General features: G+C 70.1%; 22 protein-coding genes. 4 read left to right on the top strand and 18 right to left on the bottom strand.

The genetic code is table 11. The annotated features are described in order from the left end of the window. Positions 1–63 precede the first annotated feature (63 nt). From HF576_RS17920 to HF576_RS17935, 4 genes are all read right to left on the bottom strand, one after another. The gene (locus HF576_RS17920; RefSeq protein ID WP_168914191.1) at positions 64–429 is read right to left on the bottom strand and encodes a bacitracin resistance protein; all 366 of its coding nucleotides are present in this window, start codon (positions 427–429) and stop codon (positions 64–66) included. A gap of 5 nt (positions 430–434) precedes the next feature. Next, complete coding sequence (locus HF576_RS17925; protein WP_168914192.1) at positions 435–965, bottom strand: DNA polymerase III subunit gamma/tau; 531 nt, start codon at positions 963–965, stop codon at positions 435–437. Next, positions 962–4288, bottom strand: a complete 3327-nt coding sequence (locus HF576_RS17930; protein ID WP_168914193.1) for a lamin tail domain-containing protein — start codon at positions 4286–4288, stop codon at positions 962–964. The genes HF576_RS17925 and HF576_RS17930 overlap by 4 nt, the downstream gene beginning before the upstream one ends. 103 nt (positions 4289–4391) lie before the next feature. Then, positions 4392–4853: a GbsR/MarR family transcriptional regulator gene (locus HF576_RS17935; protein ID WP_168914194.1), complete on the bottom strand. Its 462-nt coding sequence runs from the start codon at positions 4851–4853 to the stop codon at positions 4392–4394. 49 nt (positions 4854–4902) lie between these two features. Between HF576_RS17935 and HF576_RS17940 the strand changes: the two genes are divergently transcribed. Next, positions 4903–5805 (top strand): ABC transporter ATP-binding protein, encoded by a 903-nt coding sequence (locus HF576_RS17940; RefSeq protein ID WP_343234337.1) that lies wholly within the window; start codon positions 4903–4905, stop codon positions 5803–5805. A 2-nt stretch (positions 5806–5807) separates the two neighbouring features. Further along, positions 5808–7388 (top strand): ABC transporter permease, encoded by a 1581-nt coding sequence (locus tag HF576_RS17945; RefSeq protein WP_168914195.1) that lies wholly within the window; start codon positions 5808–5810, stop codon positions 7386–7388. 37 nt (positions 7389–7425) lie between these two features. Here HF576_RS17945 and HF576_RS17950 read toward each other — a convergent pair whose 3' ends face one another. The 7 genes from HF576_RS17950 to HF576_RS17980 all read right to left on the bottom strand — a co-directional run bounded on the left by HF576_RS17950 (position 7426) and on the right by HF576_RS17980 (position 15721). Continuing rightward, positions 7426–8148 (bottom strand): copper homeostasis protein CutC, encoded by a 723-nt coding sequence (locus tag HF576_RS17950; RefSeq protein WP_168914196.1) that lies wholly within the window; start codon positions 8146–8148, stop codon positions 7426–7428. Positions 8149–8256: 108 nt separating this feature from the next. Beyond that, a complete protein-coding gene (gene ilvC, locus HF576_RS17955) occupies positions 8257–9282 on the bottom strand; it encodes a ketol-acid reductoisomerase (RefSeq protein WP_168914197.1) in 1026 nt (341 codons plus the stop codon). A 53-nt stretch (positions 9283–9335) separates the two neighbouring features. Beyond that, positions 9336–9845: an acetolactate synthase small subunit gene (gene ilvN / locus HF576_RS17960; protein WP_168914198.1), complete on the bottom strand. Its 510-nt coding sequence runs from the start codon at positions 9843–9845 to the stop codon at positions 9336–9338. Between the two features lie 3 nt (positions 9846–9848). Continuing rightward, on the bottom strand, positions 9849–11651 hold the full coding sequence (locus HF576_RS17965; RefSeq protein WP_168914199.1) for an acetolactate synthase large subunit: 1803 nt from the start codon (positions 11649–11651) through the stop codon (positions 9849–9851). A gap of 44 nt (positions 11652–11695) precedes the next feature. After that, the gene (gene ilvD / locus HF576_RS17970; protein ID WP_168914200.1) at positions 11696–13402 is read right to left on the bottom strand and encodes a dihydroxy-acid dehydratase; all 1707 of its coding nucleotides are present in this window, start codon (positions 13400–13402) and stop codon (positions 11696–11698) included. Positions 13403–13412: 10 nt separating this feature from the next. Continuing rightward, positions 13413–14204: a trehalose-phosphatase gene (otsB, locus tag HF576_RS17975; RefSeq protein WP_343234338.1), complete on the bottom strand. Its 792-nt coding sequence runs from the start codon at positions 14202–14204 to the stop codon at positions 13413–13415. After that, entirely contained in the window at positions 14201–15721 is a 1521-nt protein-coding gene (locus tag HF576_RS17980) for a trehalose-6-phosphate synthase (RefSeq protein ID WP_168914201.1), read from the bottom strand. Before HF576_RS17980 ends, otsB begins: the two co-directional genes overlap by 4 nt. Before the next feature lie 136 nt (positions 15722–15857). Here HF576_RS17980 and HF576_RS17985 point away from each other — a divergent pair, with 136 nt between their 5' ends. Next, on the top strand, positions 15858–16112 hold the full coding sequence (locus tag HF576_RS17985; protein ID WP_168914202.1) for a hypothetical protein: 255 nt from the start codon (positions 15858–15860) through the stop codon (positions 16110–16112). A gap of 20 nt (positions 16113–16132) precedes the next feature. Here the strand turns inward: HF576_RS17985 and HF576_RS17990 are convergent, their stop codons facing one another. The 3 genes from HF576_RS17990 to HF576_RS18000 are packed head-to-tail and all read right to left on the bottom strand — an operon-like array spanning position 16133 to position 18766. Next, complete coding sequence (locus tag HF576_RS17990; RefSeq protein WP_168914203.1) at positions 16133–17314, bottom strand: acetyl-CoA C-acetyltransferase; 1182 nt, start codon at positions 17312–17314, stop codon at positions 16133–16135. Then, complete coding sequence (locus HF576_RS17995) at positions 17311–17964, bottom strand: CoA transferase subunit B (protein WP_205835393.1); 654 nt, start codon at positions 17962–17964, stop codon at positions 17311–17313. Before HF576_RS17995 ends, HF576_RS17990 begins: the two co-directional genes overlap by 4 nt. Before the next feature lies 1 nt (position 17965). Further along, a complete protein-coding gene (locus tag HF576_RS18000) occupies positions 17966–18766 on the bottom strand; it encodes a CoA transferase subunit A (RefSeq protein WP_168914204.1) in 801 nt (266 codons plus the stop codon). A 104-nt stretch (positions 18767–18870) separates the two neighbouring features. Here HF576_RS18000 and HF576_RS18005 point away from each other — a divergent pair, with 104 nt between their 5' ends. After that, positions 18871–19659, top strand: coding sequence for an IclR family transcriptional regulator domain-containing protein (locus tag HF576_RS18005; RefSeq protein WP_168914205.1), 789 nt, complete (start codon positions 18871–18873; stop codon positions 19657–19659). 20 nt (positions 19660–19679) lie between these two features. Here HF576_RS18005 and HF576_RS18010 read toward each other — a convergent pair whose 3' ends face one another. From HF576_RS18010 to HF576_RS18025, 4 genes are all read right to left on the bottom strand, one after another. Next, positions 19680–20546: an alpha/beta hydrolase gene (locus HF576_RS18010; RefSeq protein WP_343234339.1), complete on the bottom strand. Its 867-nt coding sequence runs from the start codon at positions 20544–20546 to the stop codon at positions 19680–19682. Positions 20547–20629: 83 nt separating this feature from the next. Further along, positions 20630–21382, bottom strand: coding sequence for a 3-hydroxybutyrate dehydrogenase (locus HF576_RS18015; protein ID WP_168914206.1), 753 nt, complete (start codon positions 21380–21382; stop codon positions 20630–20632). Continuing rightward, positions 21379–22071 carry a TetR/AcrR family transcriptional regulator gene (locus HF576_RS18020; protein ID WP_168914207.1) on the bottom strand — a complete coding sequence of 231 codons (693 nt, stop codon included), beginning with the start codon at positions 22069–22071 and terminating at the stop codon, positions 21379–21381. Before HF576_RS18020 ends, HF576_RS18015 begins: the two co-directional genes overlap by 4 nt. Beyond that, positions 22068–23696 (bottom strand): class I adenylate-forming enzyme family protein, encoded by a 1629-nt coding sequence (locus HF576_RS18025; protein WP_168914336.1) that lies wholly within the window; start codon positions 23694–23696, stop codon positions 22068–22070. The genes HF576_RS18020 and HF576_RS18025 overlap by 4 nt, the downstream gene beginning before the upstream one ends. Positions 23697–23700 lie beyond the last annotated feature (4 nt).

The following is a 23700-nucleotide window of genomic DNA, read 5'->3' on the forward strand; positions in this document are numbered from 1 at the left end:
GGGGGCGAGGCCGTTGCTCAGCCTATCGCGCGCGTCACCGGCCGCCTGACCGTGTGACGCCGGTCACGCGAGGAAGGACGCCGAGTTGAGGGTCGTGTAGGCGACGACGTTGAGCCAGAACACGGCGACCAGCGCGAGCCCAGTGATCATGAGCAGCAGGAGCTGCTGCGGTGCACGCCGGTAGCCGAGCGCGAACGCGGCTCCCCACACCAGCAGCGGGAAGACCGCGGCGAAGATCCAGATGAACCAGCCCAGCGCGTTCAGGGTAAGCCCCGCATCGCCGAAGGCCCCGAGCGTCACCACGAGATTGCCGATCGCGTTCCACACCGCGTACGCGTAGAAGAGCCCGACCAGGCCCGAGATCGTGGCGACCAGCCACGTCGGCGTCCGCCGCTCAGTAGGGCCGGACGCGGCCGGTTGCGTCGTCATGTCACTCACTGCCCCACCGCCCCGATCATCACGAACGGCCATGGAAGCAGCAGCACGACACCGGCCGCGAGCCACGCGAACCTCACCCAGGCGCGCGAACCGCGCGTGAGCAGGAACGCCGTGACGAACCACAGCACCGGCGCGAGCACCGCCAGCCACAGACTGCCCTGGTACATGACGTCGAAGACGAGATACTGCGCGCGGCCCTGGAGCCGCAGCCCCCCGATCAGCCACCCGATCGCGAACAGGGCGTAGACCCCGCCCAGCACGCCCAGCGTGATGAGCTCGGCGCTGCCCATCGGCGTCTTCGCGGAAACCTCTTCCGCTCCTGCCCCGGCGTCGTTCGGCGCGTCAGCATCGGCGGAGCCGGTGGAGTCCTGCGCCTCGCCGATCGCCTCGCTCCCCTTCCCGACTGCCACGTATCCATCCGGCAGCACGGGACCGGCGGGATCCGGGTCCGCCTCCGGCACGCCGGCGTCCAGCGTCGGGTCGTCGTCTCCCGACCAGCTCAGGGCATCGTCGTCTCGGCCGTTCACGGCTCCAGACTAGCCGCGAGTGCGGAGTCGTCCTCGTGCCCGTCGGCAGCGGCGGCATCCGCGGCGGCGAAGGTGACGGCATCCGTCTCGACCGCCTTCGCGTACTGCAGGTGCAGTCGCACGGCGAATTCATCGTCGGCCTCGGTGTACCGGTGCTGCAGCCCGCGCTCGAGCACGCGCCACGGCCGCTCGTTCGACGCCGTCGTGTCGTGGCCGTTGTCGGGGACGAACTGCTCGTAGTCGTACGGGTGGCTGGCGGTGGCGCCGAGTCCCACCGAGAAGGTGTCGACCGCCAGCGTCCCGGATGCGAGGTCGATCTGGAGGAGACGCTGGAACCCCGTGGCCCGCTCGCCGGTGTGGGTGCGGAACTCCTGGTAGTCGGCGAGAACTTCCAGCACCGTGTGCCCCGCGATGCCGCCGGCGTTCTCGGTGACGATCGAGCCGACGCCGTGGAAGTGTCCCGACAGCACCAGGACGACGTTGCGATGGGGTGCCACGACGCGCTCCCACAGCAGGTCGCCGTGCGACACCCAGCGCGAGGACGTCGAGCGTTCGGCATCCTGCTCGTCCGTCTTGGGTGTCAGATGCTCGTGCGTCGAGATCACGATGTTCGCATCGGGGTGGGCCGCGACCACAGCCTCGGCCCAGGCGACCTCACGCTCTGCGTACGCGTAGGGCAGCGAGATCATGACGAAGCGCGCCCCGCCGGCGACGAACGACGACCAGTTCGCGCTGTTGTCGCCGGGAGCGATGGATGCCCCGTACCAGGCTTCCTCCACGTACCGCTCGGGGCCGAAGTACTCGTTGAACAGGTCGTTCGTCACGCCGCGCTTGTTGTCGTGGTTGCCCGGCAGGACGCTGTTCGGCACCGCCGCATCGTCGAGCACCCGCTGCATCTCGGAGGCGACCTCGAACTCTCGCCGCGCCCGGTCCTCGATCTGGTCGGGATCGACCCAGCTCTGGACCAGGTCGCCGGTGTGCGTGGCGAAGGCGATCTTGCGCGCCTCCGCATTGGCCGCGACCCACCCCACCTGGTCGGCATAGACCTCGGGATACGCCTCCGAGTAGTACTGCGTGTCGGTCATGTGGCTCAGCGCCAGGTCATACGCGGAGGCATCCGCGATGCCCGCATCCGCCGTCACCGCGGGATCCCCGGCGGGAACGACCTGAACGAGCAGCTCGACGCGGCCGTCGTCGATCTCGCGATCGGCCACCTCGCCGGTCAGCCGGATGCTCTCCTCGGCACGGGGACCGGTCGCGGTGCGCGTGCCGGCCTGTTCGTCGAGCGTGCGCCACCCGCCGGCATCCGGACTCCAGACCGACAGTCGCACAGCGGCGCGGCCGACGGTGCGACCCGACCAGCCCACTGTGCCGTCGCCGGTCGCCGCGACGATCAGCCGCAGGTAGGGCAGCCGGTAGCCGTCGTCTCTGGCCGCGAGGTCGATGTGTGCGGGATCGATCGGCACCTCGTCGGCCAGGCGGTGCTTGGTCAGCGGCTCGTCCGTCGCTCCCGCGAACGCCGCGACGATGCGTGCCTCGGCTCCCGGTGTCTCGGCTCCCGGTGTCTCGGCATGCGCGGTGTCGGCCCCGCGAGGCGGCGTCTCGGGTGCGGCCGGCGCGGCCGCCACGGCACGCTCGAGAGCCTCGTCGGCGAGGGCGTGCGGCGCCCGGGCGTCGCGGTCGGCGAGGACGCCCGGTGTGGCCGGCGCAGCGACGAAGTCCGTGGCGTCGTCTGCGGTGAACCCGGCGCGCTGCCACGTCTCGCCCCGCAGCCGGTCGACGCCGAAGGTGGGAAGGGACAGGCCCTTGGTGCACAAGCTCGCGCGCTCGACGCTGTCGTCCATCTCGTTGCGATGGAAGACGCCGATGCTGTCGATGCGCCGGCCCGCGGCGTCCTCGATCCACACCCCGCCACCGCCGAGTTCCCACGCGTGCTCGAACTGCGTGTCGGCGCCTGTCGCCGCCGGAGTGCCGGCCAGGGCAGCGAGCCACGTCGAGCCCGGCGCGAGGCGCGTGCCCTGGGCGACGACCGCGACATCGTCGAATGCGCGGAAGCCGTCGCTGCCGCACGCGACGATCCGCCACCCCGAGATGTCGACGGTGCTGCGGCCGAAGTTGCCCAGCTCGACGTAGTGCGACCGGGTGGCGCCGGCGATCTCGGGATCGGTGGCGAACTCGCTGATCGCCACACCCGGACGCGCCGGGTAGTCGAACGCCCTCGAGACGACCGGAGCGTCTCGTTCGGCGTTGCGCTCCCCCGGGGTGCGCGCCGCGATCACGAAGCCGTCGTCCGAGGTGCGCTGCCAGCTCTCCCCCGACCGGTGGTCGAGCTCGGCCGCGAGACGCTCACCGCCGTCCTGACACGCGGTGTCGCCGCGCGACGACACCGTCACGCCGTCGACGCGGCGGCCGTCGGCGTCGACCAGGAGCACGCCGGACACCAGGTCGGCGAGCGACGTGCGCGTGCGGACGGCGGTCTCGCCGGTGAACTCGGGGCCGCCGAGCACGAGCCTCTCGCCGGGCGCGAGCGATGCCTCGCCGGCGAAACGATGCTGCAGCGTGTCATGGATCAAGAGCCCGGTGGCGGTGCAGCGGTAGAGCGCCCAGCCCGCGAGCGACTCGGCCTCGGGGCCGGTGTTGCGCAGTTCGACGAAGTCGTCGCCGTGCCCCGCCGGTCCGGCGGCGGCGAGCTCGTCGATACGAATGCCGGACGCACGAGCCGCCTCTTCGGCGACCGCATTCTCGGCATCCGGCGTCGCCCGCGCCCGGACCCACCCCGTCGCGCCGCGCTGCCAGCTCTCGCCGAGGGCGAAAGCCGTCGCGGCGGGGGCATCCGGCATCCCGCACTCGCTCTGGGTCGGCACGGGGTCGCCGGGATACACCGCCACGCTGTCGGCGACGGCACCGCCGGGCTCGAGCAGCACGAGGCCGTAGCCTTCGTGGGGCAGCACCGCGGTGAAGACGGCGTCCGCCGGCCCGCCCCGCCAGCCCATGTGGGTCGCGGTGTAGCGCTCCCCCGGCGCGAGCGTCACCCCGGTGAGGTCGATCTCGGGCCGCGATGCCTTCGCCCGCAGGCCCTCGGCGTCGCAGCGATAGATCGCCCAGTCGTCGAGTTCGATCGCTTCGTCCGAGGCGTTGCGCAGCTCGAAGAAGCCGCCGGACGCACCGGGACCACCAGGACCACCGCCAGGGCTGATCTCATCGATGACCACGGACGGGCCCGACGGAGGCACGTCTGCTGCCACCGCGGGTGCCGCGTGAACGAGCGAGAGAGCGATCAGGGATGCCGTGACGACTGCCCGAGGGCGCAATGCGACCTGCACGCGACCAGATTCGCGGCCTCACGTGAACGCTCGGAAGCGACCACCGAGCGTCGGGATGAACGCCACGGGGCAGCTCCACGTCTTGCGGCCGGAGCGATGCGGCTCAGTCTCGCTGGGACTCGTGCCAGCGATCCATGAGCCGGGGCAGCTCTTCGCGGAGGAATTCGAAGAACCGCCGGGTCTCGTCGAAGCGTCGGCCTGCCGCCGTGTCGGTGCCCAGCAGCCGCGCACCACTCTCGGACGCCTCCTGCCACCGGGCGAGGTTGGCGTCGTTGCCCGTGACAGCGCGGAACCACGTGTCCTCCTGCACGCGGTAGTAGTCGCGCCGGTCGCCCGGCTCGCGCTCCCGCGTGACCAGTCCCGATTGGAGGAGAGCCTTCACTCCGCCGGAGATGGCCGGCGCACCGACGTGGAGCGCCGACGAAAGCTCCGCGGCCGTGCGGCGGCCGTCCTCGGCGACCATCAGGCACGCGAACACCCTCGCCATCATGCGCGGCCACCCCGACAACGTCAGCGCTTCGGCGTACCGTTCGACGAAGGCGTCGAGCTCGTCAGCATCGGGCATGTATTCGCACCTTTCACAAAATTCGTGAACTTAGTTTACGCTGTGCTCTGTGAGCAACGTTATCTCGATGTCAGCGGTGACGAAGTCCTTCGGCACCACTCGTGCCCTCGACGGTCTCGATCTCCACGTCCAGCGAGGCGAGGTGCATGGCTTCCTAGGGCCCAACGGCGCGGGGAAGACCACGACCATCCGTCTGCTGCTGGGCCTGCTGCGAGCAGAGTCCGGTCTGTGTGAAGTGCTGGGGATGGACCCATGGCGGGACGCGACCCGGCTGCACCGGCACATGGCATACGTGCCCGGCGATGTCGCCCTGTGGCCGAGCCTGACCGGTGGGGAGATCATCGATGTGATGGGCCGTTTCCGCGGCGGGTTCGACCCGGCGCGGCGGGCGGCGCTGATCGAGCGGTTCGGACTGGATCCGAGCAAGAAGGCCCGCACCTACTCGAAAGGGAACCGGCAGAAGGTCGGCCTGATCGCCGCACTGGCGGCCGACGCCGAGGTTCTCATCTTGGACGAGCCCACCTCGGGCCTGGACCCGCTCATGGAGGCGGTGTTCAAGGAGGTGATCGCCGAAGAGAAGAGAGCGGGCCGGACAGTCCTGCTTTCCAGCCACATCCTGTCGGAGGTCGAGGACCTGTGCGACCGGGTCAGCATCATCAGGGCAGGGACCGTCGTCGAATCGGGCTCCCTCACCGATCTGCGTCATCTCACCGCGACCACCATCACCGCGACCCTCGCGTCGGTGCCCGCGCACCTTGCCGATCTTCCCGGCGTCACCTCGGTCCAGGTCGAAGGCCATCATGTCCGGCTGCGAGTGGACTCGTTCGATGCGGTGCTCGGCGAACTCCAGCGCGCCGGCATCCAGACGCTCACTGTCGCTCCGCCCACCCTGGAGGAGCTCTTCATGCGCTTCTACGACAGCGAGCCGGCCACGGCGAGGGTCGGAGGCTGAAAATGCACACCCTCGCCGGCCTCGGACCGTTCCTTCGCCTCATCCTGCGTCGCGACCGACTGCGCCTGACCCTCTGGTACGGGATCGCCGTCGTGGTGGCTGTCGGCGTCGCCGCCTCGATCGGGGCGACCTACCCCACGCAGGCGGCACGCGCCGGGTACGCCGAAGAGATCAACAGCTCGCCCGCCGAAGTGTTCATGATCGGCCGCATCAACGCCGCCAGCGTCGCGGGGCTGGTCGCATGGCGAGTCCAGGGCCTGGTCGTACTCATTCTCGGGATCGCCAGCGCCTTCACCGTGATCCGCCACACGAGAACCGCGGAGGAGGACGGCTACCGGGAGTTCCTGGGCGGCGCCCCCCTCGGCCGGGCGACCCCTCTCGCGGGCTCCGTGATCATCGCCCTGAGCGCGAACCTCGCCACCGCTGTGCTCATCGCGGCGGCCTTCGCGGCCCTGGGCTTTGCGGCTGCGGGGTCTGTCCTGACAGGTGCGCAGTTCTTCGCGGCCGGCGCATTCATGACCGGCGTCGGTGCCATCACCGCGATGCTCGCCGCCACCTCGCGCGGCGCGAGCACGCTCGCGGTCATCGTCATGTCGGTCTTCTACGCCGTCCGCGGCACTGCGGATGCCGGAGGGCTGCCCGCATTGTCGTGGGTGAGCCCCTACGGCTGGCTGAGCCGCATCGAACCGTACGCGGCCGACGACGTCCGTCCCGTCCTCCTGGCACTCGTCTTCAGCGCGGTTCTCCTCACCGTGGCCACCCTGCTGAACGCGCGCGACGTCGGCGCCGGCCTGCTGCCCGAGCGCAACGGGAGACCGCGGGCTGCGCGTGGACTGCGAGGCACGATCAGCCTGACCCTCAGACTGAGCCTCGGCCAGCTGATCGCCTGGTCGCTCGCGCTCTTCGCCTTCGGGTCGCTGATCGGCGCCCTCGCAGAGAACACGGCGGAGCAACTGCGGGAGAGCGACGCACTCAGCGGCCTCGCCGACGGCCCCGATCCGGCGCTCGCGTTCATCGCACTCGTCGTCTACGTCTTCGCTCAGGTCGTGACTCTGTACGGCATCCAGGCGATCCTCCGGCTGCACCGGGAGGAGAGCAGCGGCAGGGCGGAGAACGTGCTCACAGCCCCCGTTTCTCGCATGCGGTGGGCGGGAGGTGCGCTCGTCGCGGCCTTCGCCGGCACCGCCGTGATCCAGGTCGCCTTCGGCTTCGGCCTCGGTCTGATGTATGCAACCGCGACAGGCGAACCCGGCCAACTGGCTGCGATGATCGCCGCCGCCCTCGTGAAGCTGCCTGCGATCTGGCTCATCGCCGCCCTCGCCGCCCTCCTCTACGGCTTCGTGCCGAGGATCGCCGGACCGGTCGCGTACGCCGCCCTCGGAATCCTCTTCCTCCTCGAGCTCCTCGTCGAGCTCGGCTACCTCGACAGCGGCGTGCTGCGGGTATCGCCGTACACCCACATGCCACCCCTGCCCCTCGGCACCTTCGAGCTGCTACCAGTGCTCGTCACCACTGTGCTCGCTGCCGTGCTCGTCATCGGTGCGTCCGCCGGGCTGCGCCGACGCGATATCACCCGGACGTGAAGCGGTCGGTGTCCTCGGGGCCAGCGCGGGGCCGGATTCACCGGGCCGCGGCAGCCACCGCCTGCGACACGATCCCGGCATCGGTGATGTCGTGCCCGGCCCCGCCGCCGCCTGGACCCGAGCGGGCTCCGAGGCCGGCACGGCGGCGCGCCGACAGGTGCACGGCATCCACCCCGGCGTCGAAGAGCGCCGGGATGTCGCCGGGCTGGACACCGCCGCCCGCGATGACCTCGATCACGCCGCCGGCTCGCTCGGCGAAGGACGCGAGCCGCGCGACCCCGTCGATGGACCTGGACGCGCCTCCCGAGGTCAGTACACGATCGACGCCCTCGTCGCGCAGCGCGTCGAAGACTGCATCAGGGTCCCGCGCCGCGTCGATCGCGCGATGGAACACGAGCGCTGCCGGACCTGCGGCATCCCGCCACCGGCGCAGGGCGGCGACGTCGAGCGCACCCTCTGCGTCGAGTGCGCCGACCACCACGCCGCCCGCGCCACGATCGACGCACGCGCGGATGTCGGCCTCGACGAGCGCGACCTCCTCCGCGTCGTAGCAGAAGCCGCCGCCTCGCGGCCGGACGAGCACGTTCACCAGGGCCGGATCCACGGCGGCGAGCACGGACTCCAGCACCCCCAGCGACGGCGTCAGGCCGCCGACCTCGAGCGCCTGGCACAGCTCCAGCCGCGAGGCTCCGGACTCCACGGCCGCCCGCGCGCCGGACGGGTCCTGGACGGCGATCTCGACGACACGCGATGCGGGCATGCCGAGAATCCTAGAACGTCGACGAAAGAGGACCGGCCGCCCTCGCCCGTGGTGGGGGCGAGGACGGCCGGTCGGAGCCGTGCCGGATCGGACGGCGGTCTTGACGGATCAGCGCGCGGCAGAACCCTCCACGTACCCCTCGTCCTGCTGCTTCCAGGCGAAGAGAGCGCGCAGGTCCTTGCCCACGGACTCGATCGGGTGCTGAGCGGCCTTCTCGCGGAGCTCGTGGAACTCCACGGCGCCGTTGTCCTGGTCGTCGATGAACCGCTTGGCGAACGCCCCCGACTGGATGTCGGCGAGCACCGCCTGCATGTTCTCCTTGACGTGCGGGTCGATGACCCGCGGGCCCGAGACGTAGTCGCCGTACTCGGCCGTGTCCGAGACCGACCAGCGCTGCTTGGCGATGCCGCCCTCCCACATCAGGTCGACGATCAGCTTGAGCTCGTGCAGGACCTCGAAGTACGCGATCTGCGGCTGGTAGCCCGCCTCGGTCAGCGTCTCGAAGCCGTACTGGACGAGCTGCGACACACCACCGCACAGGACGGCCTGCTCGCCGAACAGGTCGGTCTCGGTCTCTTCGGTGAAGGTCGTCTTGATGACGCCGGCACGCGTGCCGCCGATGGCCTTGGCGTACGACAGCGCGGTCGCCCACGCGTTTCCCGAGGCATCCTGCTCGACCGCGATGATGTCGGGGATGCCGCGGCCAGCGACGTACTCGCGGCGGACCGTGTGGCCGGGAGCCTTCGGCGCGACGAGGATCACGTCGACGCCCTCGGGCGCCTGGATGTAGCCGAAGCGGATGTTGAAGCCGTGGGCGAAGGCCAGCGTCTTGCCCGGCGTCAGCTTGTCCTTGATGCTCTCGGTGAAGATCGACCGCTGGTGCTGGTCGGGCGCGAGGATCATGATGAGATCCGCCCACTCGGCGGCGTCGGCGACGGACTTGACCTCGAAGCCTTCCTCCTGGGCCTTCTCGGTGGACTTCGAGCCGTCCTTGAGGGCGATGACGACCTCGACGCCTGAGTCACGCAGGTTCTGGGCGTGCGCGTGGCCCTGCGAGCCGTAGCCCACGATCGCGACCTTCTTGCTCTGGATGATGCTCAGGTCGGCGTCGGCGTCGTAGAAGATCTCAGCCATCTTCGTGTTTCTCCTTGGGTTGTGGTTCAGAAAGATCGATCGGATGCCGCGGCTCAGCCGCGCAGCACGCGTTCGGTGATGCTCTTGCCGCCGCGGCCGATGGCGACCAGGCCGGACTGGGCCAGCTCTTTGACGCCGAAGGGCTCGAGGGCACGCAGGAATGCGTCGACCTTGCCCTTGTCGCCCGTGACCTCGGCCACGAGCGCGTCGGGGGCGTAGTCGACGATCTGTGCGCGGAACAGGTTCACGACCTCGAGCACGTTCGAACGGGTCTGGTTGTCGGCGCGAACCTTGACCAGCATGTGCTCGCGCTGCACGGAGGACGCCGGGTCGAGCTCGACGATCTTGATGACGTTCACGAGCTTGTTCAGCTGCTTGGTCACCTGCTCCAGCGGCAGCTCCTCGACATCGACGACGACCGTGATGCGCGACAGCCCGGGAACCTCGGTGACCCCCACCGCGAGCGACTCGATGTTGAAGCCGCGGCGCGCGAAGAGGCCGGCGACGCGGGTCAGCAGACCAGGCTTGTCCTCCACCAGGAGGCTCAGCACGTGACTGGGCATGTGTCAGTCCTCCTGCTCGAAGGCGGGCGCGTGGTCACGCGCGTACTGGACATAGCTGTTGCTGACGCCCTGCGGCACCATCGGCCACACCATGGCGTCGGCGCTCACGACGAAGTCGATGACCACGGGGCGGTCGTTCGTCTCGAGCGCGGTCTTGATCGCGGCATCCACGTCCTCCTCCTTCTCGACGCGGATCGCGAGGCAGCCGTACGCCTCGGCCAGCTTGACGAAGTCGGGGATGCGGACGGTGTCGTGGCCGGTATTGAGGTCGGTGTGCGAGTAACGCCCGTTGTAGAACAGCGTCTGCCACTGGCGCACCATGCCGAGAGAGGAGTTGTTGATGATCGCGACCTTGATCGGGATGTTGTTGATCGCGCAGGTCGCAAGCTCCTGGTTGGTCATCTGGAAGCAGCCGTCGCCGTCGATCGCCCACACGTGACGATCAGGCTCCGCCACCTTCGCGCCCATGGCGGCCGGCACCGAGTAGCCCATCGTGCCGGCGCCGCCGGAGTTGAGCCACGCATTGGGGCGCTCGTACTTGATGAACTGCGCCGCCCACATCTGGTGCTGTCCCACACCCGCGGCATAGATGCCTTCGGGGCCCGTGAGCTCGCCGATCCGCTGGATCACGTACTGCGGTGACATGAGCCCATCCGACGGCTGGGTGTAGCCGAGCGGGAACTCGTCGCGCAGGCCGTCCAGGAAAGACCACCACTCCGCGGTGTCGGGACTGCTCCCGGCGCTGACCGCACGGAAGGCGACATCGAGATCGACCAGCACGTCCTTCAGATCACCCACGATCGGCACATCCGCGGTGCGGATCTTCGAGATCTCGGCCGGGTCGATGTCGACGTGCACGACCTTCGCGTTCGGGGCGAACAGCGCCGCCTTGCCGGTGACGCGATCGTCGAACCGGGCGCCGAGGGAGACGAGCAGGTCGGCCTCCTGCAGCGCCAGCACCGCCGGCACCGTGCCGTGCATGCCGGGCATGCCCAGGTGCTGCGGGTGGGAGTCGGGGAACGCGCCACGCGCCATCAGCGTCGTGACCACGGGAGCGCCCGTCGACTCGGCGAGCGTCCGCAGTTCGGCCGACGCCTGCGCTCGGATCACGCCGCCTCCGACGTAGAGCACGGGCTTCTTGGCCTCGGCGATCAGCTGCGCGGCGGCCTGGATCTGCTTGCCGTGCGCCTTGGTCACCGGACGGTAGCCGGGCAGGTCGATCTTCGGCGGCCACACGAACGGCGCCTCGGCCTGCTGGGCGTCCTTGGTGATGTCCACGAGGACCGGTCCCGGGCGTCCGGTGCCGGCGATCTCGAACGCCGCGGCGATCGCGGCGGGGATCTCGGCGGCGTCCTTGACCAGGAACGAGTGCTTGGTGATCGGCATCGTGATGCCCACGATGTCGGCCTCCTGGAAGGCATCCGTCCCCATCAGGTTGGAGAAGACCTGGCCGGTGATGCACACGATCGGCACCGAGTCCATGTAGGCGTCGGCGATCGCGGTGACCAGGTTCGTGGCGCCGGGGCCGGACGTCGCGATGGCGACGCCGATCCGGTTCGACGCCGCCGCGTAGCCCTCGGCGGCGTGGCCGGCGCCCTGCTCGTGACGCACGAGGATGTGGCGCAGCGCGCTCGAGTCCATGAGCGGGTCGTAGACGGGGAGGATGGCGCCGCCCGGCAGCCCGAAGACGTCGGTGACGCCGAGCATCTCGAGCGAACGGACGACCGCCTCTGCGCCCGTGAGCACGGGCGCGGTGGCGGTGCGAGCGGGTGGCCGTGGAACGGCCGCAGCGGTTTCGGCGGGCATGGTGAGTCCTCGGATCAGTCGGAGGGATGTGTCGGTAGCCGCGTTCAGCCCGTGGTCGCGCCCTCCGCAGCGGAGCGCACGAGTCGGGAGTACTTGGCAAGGACGCCACGGGTATAGCGCGGGGGAAGCGGCTCCCAGCCAGAGCGGCGGGAGTCGAGCTCAGCTTCGTCGACGAGTAGGTCGAGAGAGCGAGCCGCGATATCGACCCGTATCAGATCACCATCGCGCACGAAGGCGATGGGACCTGCGTCCACCGCTTCGGGTGCTATGTGGCCGATGCACAGGCCGGTTGTGCCGCCTGAGAATCGTCCGTCCGTCAAGAGTAGTACATCTTTTCCGAGCCCCGCGCCCTTGATGGCGGCGGTGATCGCGAGCATCTCGCGCATGCCCGGACCGCCCTTGGGGCCCTCGTACCGGATGACGACGACGTCGCCCTTCTCGATCTGCCCTGCCTCGAGCGCGTCCATCGCGGCGCGCTCGCGCTCGAACACGCGCGCGGGCCCCTCGAAGACCGCAGCGTCGAAGCCGGCGGTCTTGACGACCGCTCCCTCGGGCGCCAGCGAGCCGTGGAGGATCGTGATGCCTCCGGTGGCGTGGATCGGGTTGTCGAAGGTGTGGATGACGGTTCCGTCGATGGGGTCGGGATCGAGGTCGGCGAGGTTCTCGGCGAGCGTCTTGCCCGTCACGGTCAGGGCGTCGCCGTGCAGCAGGCCCTCGTCGAGCATCGCCTTCATGATCACCGGGATGCCTCCGTGGCGATCGACGTCGTTCATGACGTACTTGCCGAACGGCTTCATGTCGGCCACGTGCGGAACCTTGTCGCCGATGCGGTTGAAGTCGTGCAGGCTCAGGTCGACCTCGGCCTCGCGGGCGATCGCGAGCAGGTGCAGCACCACGTTCGTCGAGCCGCCGAGCGCCATCGCCAGCGCGATCGCGTTCTCGAACGCCTCTTTGGTGAGGATGTCGCGTGTCGTGATGCCCATGCGCAGCAGGTTGACCACGGCCTCGCCCGAGCGGTGGGCGAAGTAGTCGCGGCGGCGATCGGCCGAAGGCGGCGCGGCCGAACCCGGCAGCGAGAGCCCGAGCGCCTCGGCGACGGACGCCATCGTGTTGGCGGTGTACATGCCGCCGCAGGCGCCCTCACCGGGCGCGAACGCGCACTCGATGCGCTTGAGATCGGCCTCGCTCATGCGGCCGGCCAGGCACGCGCCGACGCCCTCGAAGGAGTCGATGATCGTGATCTCCTTCTCGGTGCCGTCCGAGAGCTTGACCCAGCCCGGCGCGATCGAGCCCGCGTACAGGAACACGCTCGACAGGTCGAGACGGGCGGAGGCCATCAGCATGCCGGGGATCGACTTGTCACAGCCGGCGAGCAGCACCGACCCGTCCAGGCGTTCGGCCATGATCACGGTCTCGACCGAGTCGGCGATGACCTCGCGCGAGACGAGCGAGAAGTGCATGCCCTCGTGGCCCATCGAGATGCCGTCCGACACCGAGATCGTCCCGAACTGCAGCGGGTAGCCGCCGCCCGCGTGGACGCCCTCCTTGGCGCCCTGCGCCAGGCGATCGAGGCTCAGATTGCAGGGGGTGATCTCGTTCCAGCTGGACGCGATGCCGATCTGCGGCTTGTCCCAGTCCTCGTCGCCCATGCCCACGCCGCGGAGCATTCCGCGCGAGGTCGTGGCTTCGATGCCGTCCGTCACCACGCGGCTGCGCGGCTTGATGTCGATGGAGTTGTCAGGCTGGGGCATGACTGCGAGTCTATTGCCGCCGAGCGCTCCGCTCGGCGGCGATGACGCTCAGCAGCCGCGCGAGCGCCTCGATGTCGGGCACGCTCAGGGTGGCGGCCGTCGGGCCGGTTCCGACGTGCACCCCCAAGTCGCCCTCACGAAGGCTGCGCAGCGCGTCTTCATCGGTGACGTCGTCCCCGGCGAAGAGCACGGCCGAGGCATCCGTCCGCTCCCGCAGCTCGGCGATCGCGGAGTCCTTGCCCTCGTGTCGGAACGCGTACTCGACGATGTTGTGGCCGGTTCGACGGCGCCAGTGGGGAGCCTCCTCGGCGATGATCGCGTCCACGAGGCGATTGGCCTCATGGGCCGCGGACGGCTCGGCGCGGCGGGTGTGCACGCCGAACCCGAAGGTCTTCGGCTCGATCCAGACACCGTCCAGGTGCGCGGTGGCCTCCTCCGCGTGGGTGCGCAGCATGTCGCGCAGCCGGACGTCGCCCTGGTCTTCGCCGTGCGCGACGACCCCCTGGCCGGGGATCCAGAACTCTGCGCCGTGAGAGCCCGCCAGGAGCACCTGCGAGTAGTCGTCGTGCTCGGCGATCACCCGCAGGTCGACCAGGCTCCGGCCTGAGACGAAGGCCACGATGGTGCGCGGCGCTGCCACGAGCGCGTCGATCGCGGCCCGTGCGGCCGGCAGCATCCGCGCGTCCATCGGCTCGTCCTCGAGCGGCGACAGCGTGCCGTCGAAATCGAGCGCGACGAGCAGGAGAGCGGATGCCGCGATCCCGGCGATCGCTGAGCGCTCATCGGTCGAGACCTCCGTCACGAGCGCGTCCCTCTCGCCGTGGTCGCATCCGACCGTCCGGGTCCTTCCAGACGGCCGGGAGCCGTCGGCCGATGGTGGTCGCGCGCGTCGGCGAGGGCATCGAGGAAGGACTGCGACCAGCGCGCGACATCGCTGTCGATCACCTTCTTGCGCAGCGCTCGCATGCGGCGGCCCTGCTCGGCCGAGGGCATCTCGATCGCGCGCATGATGGCGTCCTTCATGCCGTCGATGTCGTGCGGATTGATGCGCACCGCGCTGGGCAGCTCATCGGCGGCACCGGCGAACTCGCTCAGCACCAGCACGCCGCGGTTGTCGATGCGGGACGCGACGTACTCCTTGGCCACGAGGTTCATGCCGTCGCGCAGCGCGGTGACCAGCATCACGTCCGCGGCGAGGAACAGGGCCACCATCTCCTCACGCGGGTACGCCTGGTGCAGGTAGCGGATCGCGGTGTGGTCCATCGTGTCGTGGTCGCCGTTGATGCGGCCGACCGTCAGCTCGATCTCATCGCGCAGCTGCATGTACGCCCCGACGCGCTCACGGCTCGGACTCGCCACCTGTACGAGGGTGACGTCCTCGACCGAGAGCTTGCCGTCCTCCAGCAGCTCGCCGAACGCCTTCATGCGGTGACGGATGCCCTTGGTGTAGTCCAGCCGGTCGACGCCGAGCAGGATCTTCTTCGGGTTGCCCAGGCTCTCGCGGATCTCGACGGCGCGAGCCTTCACGTCCTCCCGCCGGGCGAGCTCGATGTAGGACGTGGCGTCGATCGAGATGGGGTAGGCCTTCGCCAGCGCGCGGCGACTCGACCCGTCGGGATTGGGCACGGTGATGCCCGAGGCCTTGGTCTCGTACCGCAGCTGGCGCCTCACGGCGCGGGCGAAGTTGCCCGCGTCGGCGACGCGCTGGAAGCCGATCACGTCCGCGCCGAGCAGTCCCTCGAGCACCTGACGCCGCCACGGCAACTGCGAGTAGAGGCCGTATGCCGGAAAGGGAATGTGGTGGAAATAGCCGATGGTCAAGTCCGGCCGGGCTTCGCGGAGCATGCGAGGCACGAGCTGGAGCTGGTAGTCCTGCACCCACACCGTCGCGCCGTCCGCCGCGACCGCGGCCGCCGCCTCGGCGAAGCGGCGGTTGACGCGCACGTACGCGTCCCACCACACCCGGCGATACCGCGGCTCCGAGATCACGTCGTGGTAGAGCGGCCAGAACGTGTCGTTCGACATGCCCTCGTAGTAGAGCTCGATGTCGTCGGCGCTGAGCGCCACCGGAACCAGGTGCGTCCCCTCGAACTCGAACGGCTCGACGTCGACATCCGGCTGGCCCGGCCAGCCGACCCACGCGCCGTCGGCGCGCCGCATCACCGGCTCGAGGGCGGTGACCAGGCCACCCGGCGACCGCCTCCATGAGGGCTCGCCGTCGCCGTCGACGACACGGTCCACGGGCAGTCGATTGGCGACGACGACAAGGTCGGCCTGTCGTCGAGGCGTGGTCTGCGGGGGTGTCGCGCGGGCTGTCACACGGGCTCCTGACGGTGCGGGGGACGAGGCAAACCCCAGGCTAGCGCGCCCTGAGAATCGGCCGTGGCCCCTTGACGTGGCAGACGCCGGATGTCAAGGGGCCATGACTGCGCGCCGCGCGCGCTAGCGTGAACGTATGCGCAAGTACCTCTTCGGAACGGGGATCATCGCGGCCTTCACCGGAGGCATGACGCTGCTGCGCGGTCTCCGCGAGAACGAGCCCTTCACATGGCGGACCGCCCTCGCATGGCTCAGCTGGGGCATCTCGCTCGCCCTGGCCGTCGGTGCGATCGTCGATGTGCGGCGGGCTTCGCGTGGCGAGCTCATCGCCAACGACTCCCCCGTCCACGGTCGCGAGAAGAAGCTGGTCAAGCGCCGCATCGAGGGCTGAGTCTCACCGTGTACTGATTCTCACCGTGTGAGGATCAGGGCGTCTCCCTGACCGCCGCCGCCGCACAGGGCGACCGCTGCGGTGCCTCCGCCGCGACGAACGAGCTCGTGCACCGCGTGGACGACGAGGCGATTGCCTGACGCTCCGATCGGATGCCCGATCGCGATTCCCCCGCCGTGCGGATTGACGACGTCATCGGCGAGACCGAGTTCGGTCTGCGATCGAGCCACGACGGCGCCGAACGCCTCGTTGATCTCGACGAGATCGAGGTCGGAGACGGCGATCCCCTGCTTCGCGCACGCCTTCTCGATCGCGCGCGCCGGCTGCGAGTGCAGTGAGTTGTCGGGTCCGGCGACCTGTCCCGAGGCGCCGAGGGCGGCGAGCACCGGCCAGCCGTTCGCGTCCGCGTGCGCGCGGGTGGTGAGCACGACCGCCGACGCACCGTCGGAGATCTGCGACGAGTTGCCGGCCGTGATCGAGCCGCCTTCGGCGAAGGCCGGCCGCAGCCCGGCGAGCGTCTCGACGGTGGTCTCTGGCCTGATCCCCTCGTCCTTCGTCACGACGACGGGCTCCCCCTTGCGCTGCGGGATCTGCACCGGCACGACCTCGGCGTCGAACAGGCCCGCCGCCTGCGCCGCGGCGGCGCGCTGATGCGACCGTACCGCGACGGCATCCTGCATCTCGCGTGTGACCTCGAGCCGCCCGTTGTGGCGCTCGGTCGACGCACCCATGCTCTCGCGGTCGTATGCGTCGGTGAGCCCGTCGAACGCCATGTGGTCGAGCACCTCGACCGAGCCGTACGTCCAGCCGTCGCGCGAGCCCATGAGCAGGTGCGGCGCCCGGGTCATCGACTCCATGCCGGCGGCCACCACGACGGTCGCGTCGCCGACGGCGATCATGCGGGCGCCGTCGATGATGGCGGTGAGACCCGACAGGCAGACCTTGTTGACCGAGCCCGAGTGCACCTCCCACGGGATGCCGGCGCCGACGGCTGCCTGACGCGCGGGGTTCTGCCCGGCACCCGCGGCGAGCACCTGGCCGACGAGCACGGTGTCGACGGCATCTGCCGGGATCCCGCCGCGCTCCAGCGCGCCGCGGATGGCGGCGCTGCCCAGCTGCACCGCAGTGAGCGGTGCGAGCTGGCCCTTCAGTCGCCCCTGCGGGGTGCGCGCGGCGGCGACGATGACGATGTCCTGGTTCATGCTTCCACCTTCAGCTCTTCGGCGACGGCGAGGTCGGGCTCGGTCGCGGCGATCACGTCAGCCACCGTGACGCCGGGCGCCACCTCCACCAGCACCAGCCCCCGCTCGGTCACGTCGATCACGGCGAGATCCGTGATGATGCGGTCCACCACCCCGCGCCCGGTGAGCGGCAGAGAGCACTCGTCGACGATCTTCGGGCTGCCGTCCTTGGCGACATGCTCCATGAGCACGATCACCTTCGCCGCTCCGTGGACGAGATCCATCGCGCCGCCCGGTCCCTTCACCATCTTGCCGGGGATCATCCAGTTGGCGAGGTCGCCGGTGGCAGACACCTGCATCGCACCGAGGATGGCAGCGTCGATCTTGCCGCCGCGGATCATCCCGAAGCTGGTCGCCGAGTCGAAGAACGCCGCGCCGGGGAGAGTCGTGACCGTCTCTTTGCCGGCGTTGATGAGGTCTGGATCGACGTGCTCCTCGGTCGGATAGGGGCCGACGCCGAGGATCCCGTTCTCGGACTGGAGCACGACTGTCACGCCCTCGGGCACGTGGTTGGGCACGAGCGTGGGCAGCCCGATCCCGAGGTTCACATACGCGCCGTCATCCAGTTCCTGTGCGGCGCGGGCGGCCATCTGGGTGCGGGTGAGCGCCATCTCAGGCTCCTTCCGGCATCTCGCGCGCGGCCGCCTGGGCGACCGAGACCGTGCGACGTTCGATGCGCTTCTCGATGTCGGTTCCGACCTCCACGATGCGGTGCACGTAGATGCCGGGAAGATGGATGCTGTCGGGGTCGAGTTCGCCGGGTTCGACCAGCTCCTCGACCTGCGCGATGCACACCCGCCCCGCCATGGCGGCCAGCGGGTTGAAGTTGCGCGCGGACTTGTTGAAGACGAGGTTGCCGTGGCGGTCTCCACGCAGGGCATGGACGAGCGCGAAGTCCGTGACGATCGCCTCTTCCAGGACGAACTCGCGGGGCGCGCCTGCGAACTCGAACGTGCGGACGTCCTTCACCGGCGATGCGACGGCGATGCCACCCTGCCCGTCGTAGCGGCGCGGCAGACCGCCCTCCGCGACCTGGGTGCCGACACCGGTCTGCGTGTAGAAGGCGGCGATCCCCGAGCCGCCGGCGCGGAGCTTCTCGGCGAGCGTGCCCTGTGGCGTCAGCTCGAGCTCGAGTTCGCCCGAGAGGAACTGCCGCTCGAACTCCTTGTTCTCGCCGACGTACGACGACGTCATCTTGCGGATGCGCTTGGCGTTCAGGAGGATCCCGAGACCCCAGTCGTCGACGCCGCAGTTGTTGCTGACAATGCTCAGGTCTGTCGTCCCTTGCGCCAACAGGGCCTCGATGAGCGCGATGGGGTTGCCCGAGAGTCCGAACCCTCCCACGGCCAGAGAGGCGCCGTCGGGGATGTCGGCGACGGCTTCGACCGCCGAGCCCCACGTCTTGTCGATCATCCTGCTCCTTCGCTCGTGATGTCTTCGACCATCCTGCGAGCATCGGGGCCTGCTGTCACGGCGCGGCTTGCCATGTGGAGAGACGAGGGCGTAGCGTCCATATCGTGGACAACGTCGCCAAGCGGAGCATTCCCGGAGCTCAGTCCGTGGCCCGGGCCGCCCAGTTGCTGCGACTGGTCACGTCCGCCGGCGACGAAGGGATGTCGGTCGCCGACCTGGCCCGGCGGGCCGGCCTCACGCGCCCGACGGCTCACCGGCTCCTCACCGCGCTGCGTCACGAGGGTCTCGTCGACCAGGACGACAAGAGCGGGCGATGGATGCCGGGCCCCGAGCTCTTCCTGATGGGCACGGTGGCGGCATCCCGCTACGACATCACCGCGATCGCACGAGACATCGTGAGGTCGCTCGCCGTGCGGACCGAGGAGAGCGCGTTCCTCTCGGTGCGGCGTGGCGACGAGACAGTGTGCCTCCTGCGCGAAGAGGGCAGCTTTCCGATCCGCTCGTTCGTCCTGTCGGAGGGCGTGCGGTTCCCCCTCGGCGTCGCCTCCGCGGGCCTGGCGATCTTGGCCTTCCTACCACCTCACGATGTGGACGCGTACTTCGCGCGGCACCCGGAGCTCGCCACCGAGTGGGGCGCTCCGCACGGTGAGCAGCGGCTTCGGGCCCGCCTGCGCGACACGCACGAACGCGGTTATGCCGTCAACCCCGGGCTCATCGTCGAGGGCTCGTTCGGGGTGGGCGCAGCGGTGTTCACGAAGGAGGGGCATCCGCAGTGGGCGCTGAGCCTCACCGGCGTGGAGTTCCGCTTCGGACCCGACCGTCTGCCAGAACTGGGCCGCACGCTCCTCGCGCACGCGCACCAGCTCACCACCCGGATCGCCGCCGGTCGCTGACGCGGCGGCCTCCGAACCTCTCAGGCTCGCGCGAGCTCTTCGCGCACGACCGCAGCCACGATGTCCGCCCCGGCCGGCGACATCACGATCGTGTAGTGGTTGAGTCCCTCGAGCCTCTCGTGCGCGATCTCGGGATGAGCGGCGAGCACGCGGGCCAGGTGCTCGGGCGCGTAGAGTCCGGGCGGCTCGTCCTGCAGTCCGCGGGGCGCAGTCACCATGCGAACGGGATGCTGCAGCCCAGCCAGCGCCGCCGGCAGCGCGCCGCCGGTGTTCATGTCGCGCGTGTCGTCGGCGGTGGTGTCGTAGCTCGTCGCCGGGCGCAGCGCCCCGTGCCCGTCGTCCACGAGGTCGTACGCCAGGTACTGCTCGAGCTCGGGCGTCCAATCGGCGCGGAAGGCGGGATGCCGCCGCCAGAACTCGATGTACTCCCCCGGGTCGGCGAATCGCATCGACAGCCGCGCGGCGGTCGGACCCAGGATCCCCGCGACCAGCTCGTCGGTGCTCAGCCCGGCCGGCACGTCGAGCGGGAGTCCGCCGTCCACGAGCACGAGCCGTGAGACGCGTTCCGGATACCGATGTGCGAGCACGACGGCCACGAACGCGCCCATCGAGTGCCCGACCACGACCGCGCGCTCGATGCCGAGGGCGTCCAGCGCCGCAGCGAGGTCGGCGGCGTGCGCCGACATGCCCGCAGGGCCTTCCAGGGTGTTGCTGGCACCACGCCCGCGCAGGTCCGGCGCTATCGCGCGAACCCCGGGCAGTCCGTCCACGACGAACGGCCACGCGAGATGCGACGATGTGACCCCGTGGATGAGGAGCACGTCCGGTGCGTCCGCCACCGCAGGATCCGGGTCCCAGATGCCGACGCGCAAGGCGCCCCCTGACACCGGGATATCCGCGGTCCGGTAGCTGTGACCCGCTCGTGCCAGGTCCGTCGTCGACGGTTCGGCGCCCGGCATCCGTCTGCCGCTCATCGTGCTGTCCACCCGCCGTCCATCGTGTACGAGGCGCCGGTGACCATGCCCGCCTTGTCGGACGCGAGCCATCCGGCGAGCGACGCGACCTCGTCCGCCTCGACGAGCCGCTTGATCGCGGTCTCGGTGAGCATGATCTTCTCCACGACCTCGGCCTCGGGGATGCCGTGCACCTTCGCCTGGTCGGCGATCTGCTTCTCGACCAGCGGCGTGCGCACGTAGGCCGGGTTGATGCAGTTGCTCGTGACGCCGTGCGGCGCGCCTTCGAGCGCGGTCACCTTCGACAGGCCCTCCAGGCCATGCTTGGCCGACACGTACGCGGACTTGAAAGCGCTCGCGCGCAGCCCGTGGGCGCTCGAGATGTTGATGATGCGCCCCCAGCCGCGCTCGTACATCGACGGCAGCGCCGCCCGGATGAGCAGGAACGGCGACTCGAGCATCAGGCGCAGCAGCAGCCGGAAGGCCTCGGGATCGAAGTCGGGGATCGGACTCACACGCTGGATGCCCGCGTTGTTCACGAGGATGTCGACGTCGAGCACGAGCTCGTCGAGGGCCGCCGTGTCGGAGAGGTCGACGACCCACGACTCCCCGCCGACCTCGGCGGCAGCATCCGTCGCCGCCTGCGCGTTCAGGTCCGCGATGATCACGTGTGCGCCGCGCGCCGCGAACTCGTGCGCGCACGCCAGCCCGATCCCGCTGGCACCGCCCGTGACGAGGGCCCGCCTGCCGGCCAGGTCGTTGTCGGTCATGCCTGCTCCTCCCCGTGCGTCGCGCCGGGCCGTGGCGCGAGCGCGTTGTCGATGAACCGGGTCATGCCCGCGAAGACGACCGGATCCAGCTGCGACGGCGGCCGGCCGTCGGCATCCCGCTCCCACAGCAGGAAGCGCATGCCGATCAGCTCACCCATGCCCATGAGCGCCCATGCCGTGGTCTGGGGATCGAGCGCACGGTCCACGTCACCCGCCGCCTGCGCGGCACGCAGCCCCGCCTCGTAGCCCTCGACGATGCGCGTGTAGTGCAGGCGCAGCACCTCGGGAGAGACGAACTCAGCCTCCCGCACGACGCGGTACAGTGCGGGGTGCTCGGCCGTGAAGCGGAAGAACCCCGCGAACCCGGCGCGCTCGGCCTCCAGGCGCGACGACGCACCCTCCATGGACTCCGACATCGAGTGGCGCACACGCCGGTTCAGATCGAGCACGAGCGCCTCGAAGATCGCCTGCTTGCTGTCGAAGTAGAGATAGAACGTGCCCAGGCCGATTCCGGCGCGTTCGGTGATCTTGACGATGGATGCCTCGTGGTAGCCCTGTTCGGCGAACACGAGCTCCGCCGCCTCGAGAAGGCGCCGTCGCGTGGCTTCGCCGCGTTTGGTCAGCGGACGGCCCGTCGCGGATGAGACGGGGCCCTGCGCGTCGTCGACGAGTTCGCCGGAAAGGCTCATCGCCGCACCTCCTTCGTGGTTCGGTCGCGCTCCCCCGCGCGATCTCGTGCCATGACAGCCCGTGCCCGCTCGCGAAGCCGGGATCGGGCGAGCTTCTCGATCGTCGAACGGGGCAGCTCATCCACCAGTTCGATGCGCACCGGCACCTTGAAGGCGGCGAGATTGCGGCGGGCGTGGGCCAGCAGCTCGTCGCTCGACAGGGCAGCACCGGCGACCGGCACGACGAAACCGACCCCGCGCTCGCCCCACACCGGGTCGGGCACGCCCACCACGGCCGCCGCCGCAACGAGCGGGTGCAGACACAGCGCGTACTCGACCTCGGCCGGGGCGACGTTCTCGCCGCCCGAGATGAAGATGTCCTTCAGCCGGTCGACGACCCGGTAGCGGCCGTCGGCGTCGCGCGCGACGAGGTCACCCGATCGCAGCCAGCCACCGCTCATCGCGCGTGCCGTCGCGTCGTCGTCGCCCAGATACCCCGCGAAGACGCTCGGCCCGCGCACCCACAGCTCGCCGGTCGCCTCGCCGTCGAGCGGCAGCCCCGAATCGGGGTCGACCACCCGAACCGTCACGTGCGGGTATGGGCGCCCTACAGCTCCCGGCGCGGCGGCGGCTTCGCCGGCGGGAAGGTGCAGCACATTGGGCCCGGCTTCGGTCAGCCCGTAGCCCTGCGTCAGAGGGACGCCGCGCTCGGTCCACGCCGTCTGCAACGCGGTCGGCATCGTCGCGCCGCCGACCAGCGCCAGTCGCAGCGACGTCACATCGGTGGTCTCCCACTCGCGATCCGCCGCCAGCATCGCGTACTGGGTCGGCACTCCCATCATCGCCGTCACACGCCGCTCCGCGATCAGGCGCAGCGCGCGAGCCGGCTGGAAGGAACGCTCGAGGACGACCGTCGCACCCGCCCACCAGGCCAGCAGCGGCTGGCAGTTCCACGCCGCCACATGAAACTGCGGCAGCATCGCGAGGACGACATCGTCCTGGTGCAGGGGCAGCGCCTGGGCCAGCGCCAGGTTGTTCCAGAAGCAGTTGGCGTGCGTGAGCACGACGCCTTTCGGAGCCGCCTCGCTGCCCGAGGTGAAGATCACCAGCAGCGGATCGTCGTCGCGCACCGGGCGCCACGGTCGCGGCCGGGGTGAGGCGGGTACGTTCGCTTCGACTCCCGTCGTTCCGAGCGCCGCGACCTGCAGCATCCGTTCCCCGCCGCCCCGCGTGCTCGCGTCGACGGCCCGCATCGCCTCGCCGGCCAGTGCCGCATGCTCGTCTTCGATCAGCACGAGCGAAGGTGCCGCCCGCGTGAGGACGTCGGCCAGCTCACGCGTCGTCAGCCGCCACGACAGCGGCACGAACGCGATGCCCGCCAGCGCGCACGCGAAGAAGGCCACGACGTGATCGGTCGAGTTGCCCGACACCGTGGCGATGCGGTCGCCCGCCGCGTAGCCGGCACGGCGCAGTCGTCCCGAGAGAGCGGTCGCTCGCGCGGCGAGCGTCCCGTAGTCGGTCGTGACGCCACGGTCGTCCACCGCCGTTCGCAGAGGTGACGTCGCCGCACGGTCGATCAGCCAGCGGCCGATCGTGTGAGGCCCGTCCTCGACGTCGGGATCGAAGACGGCGTCCGCATCCCACATCACG

It is taken from the genome of Microbacterium salsuginis, assembly GCF_012524205.1.
GTDB classification, from domain to species: domain Bacteria; phylum Actinomycetota; class Actinomycetes; order Actinomycetales; family Microbacteriaceae; genus Microbacterium; species Microbacterium salsuginis.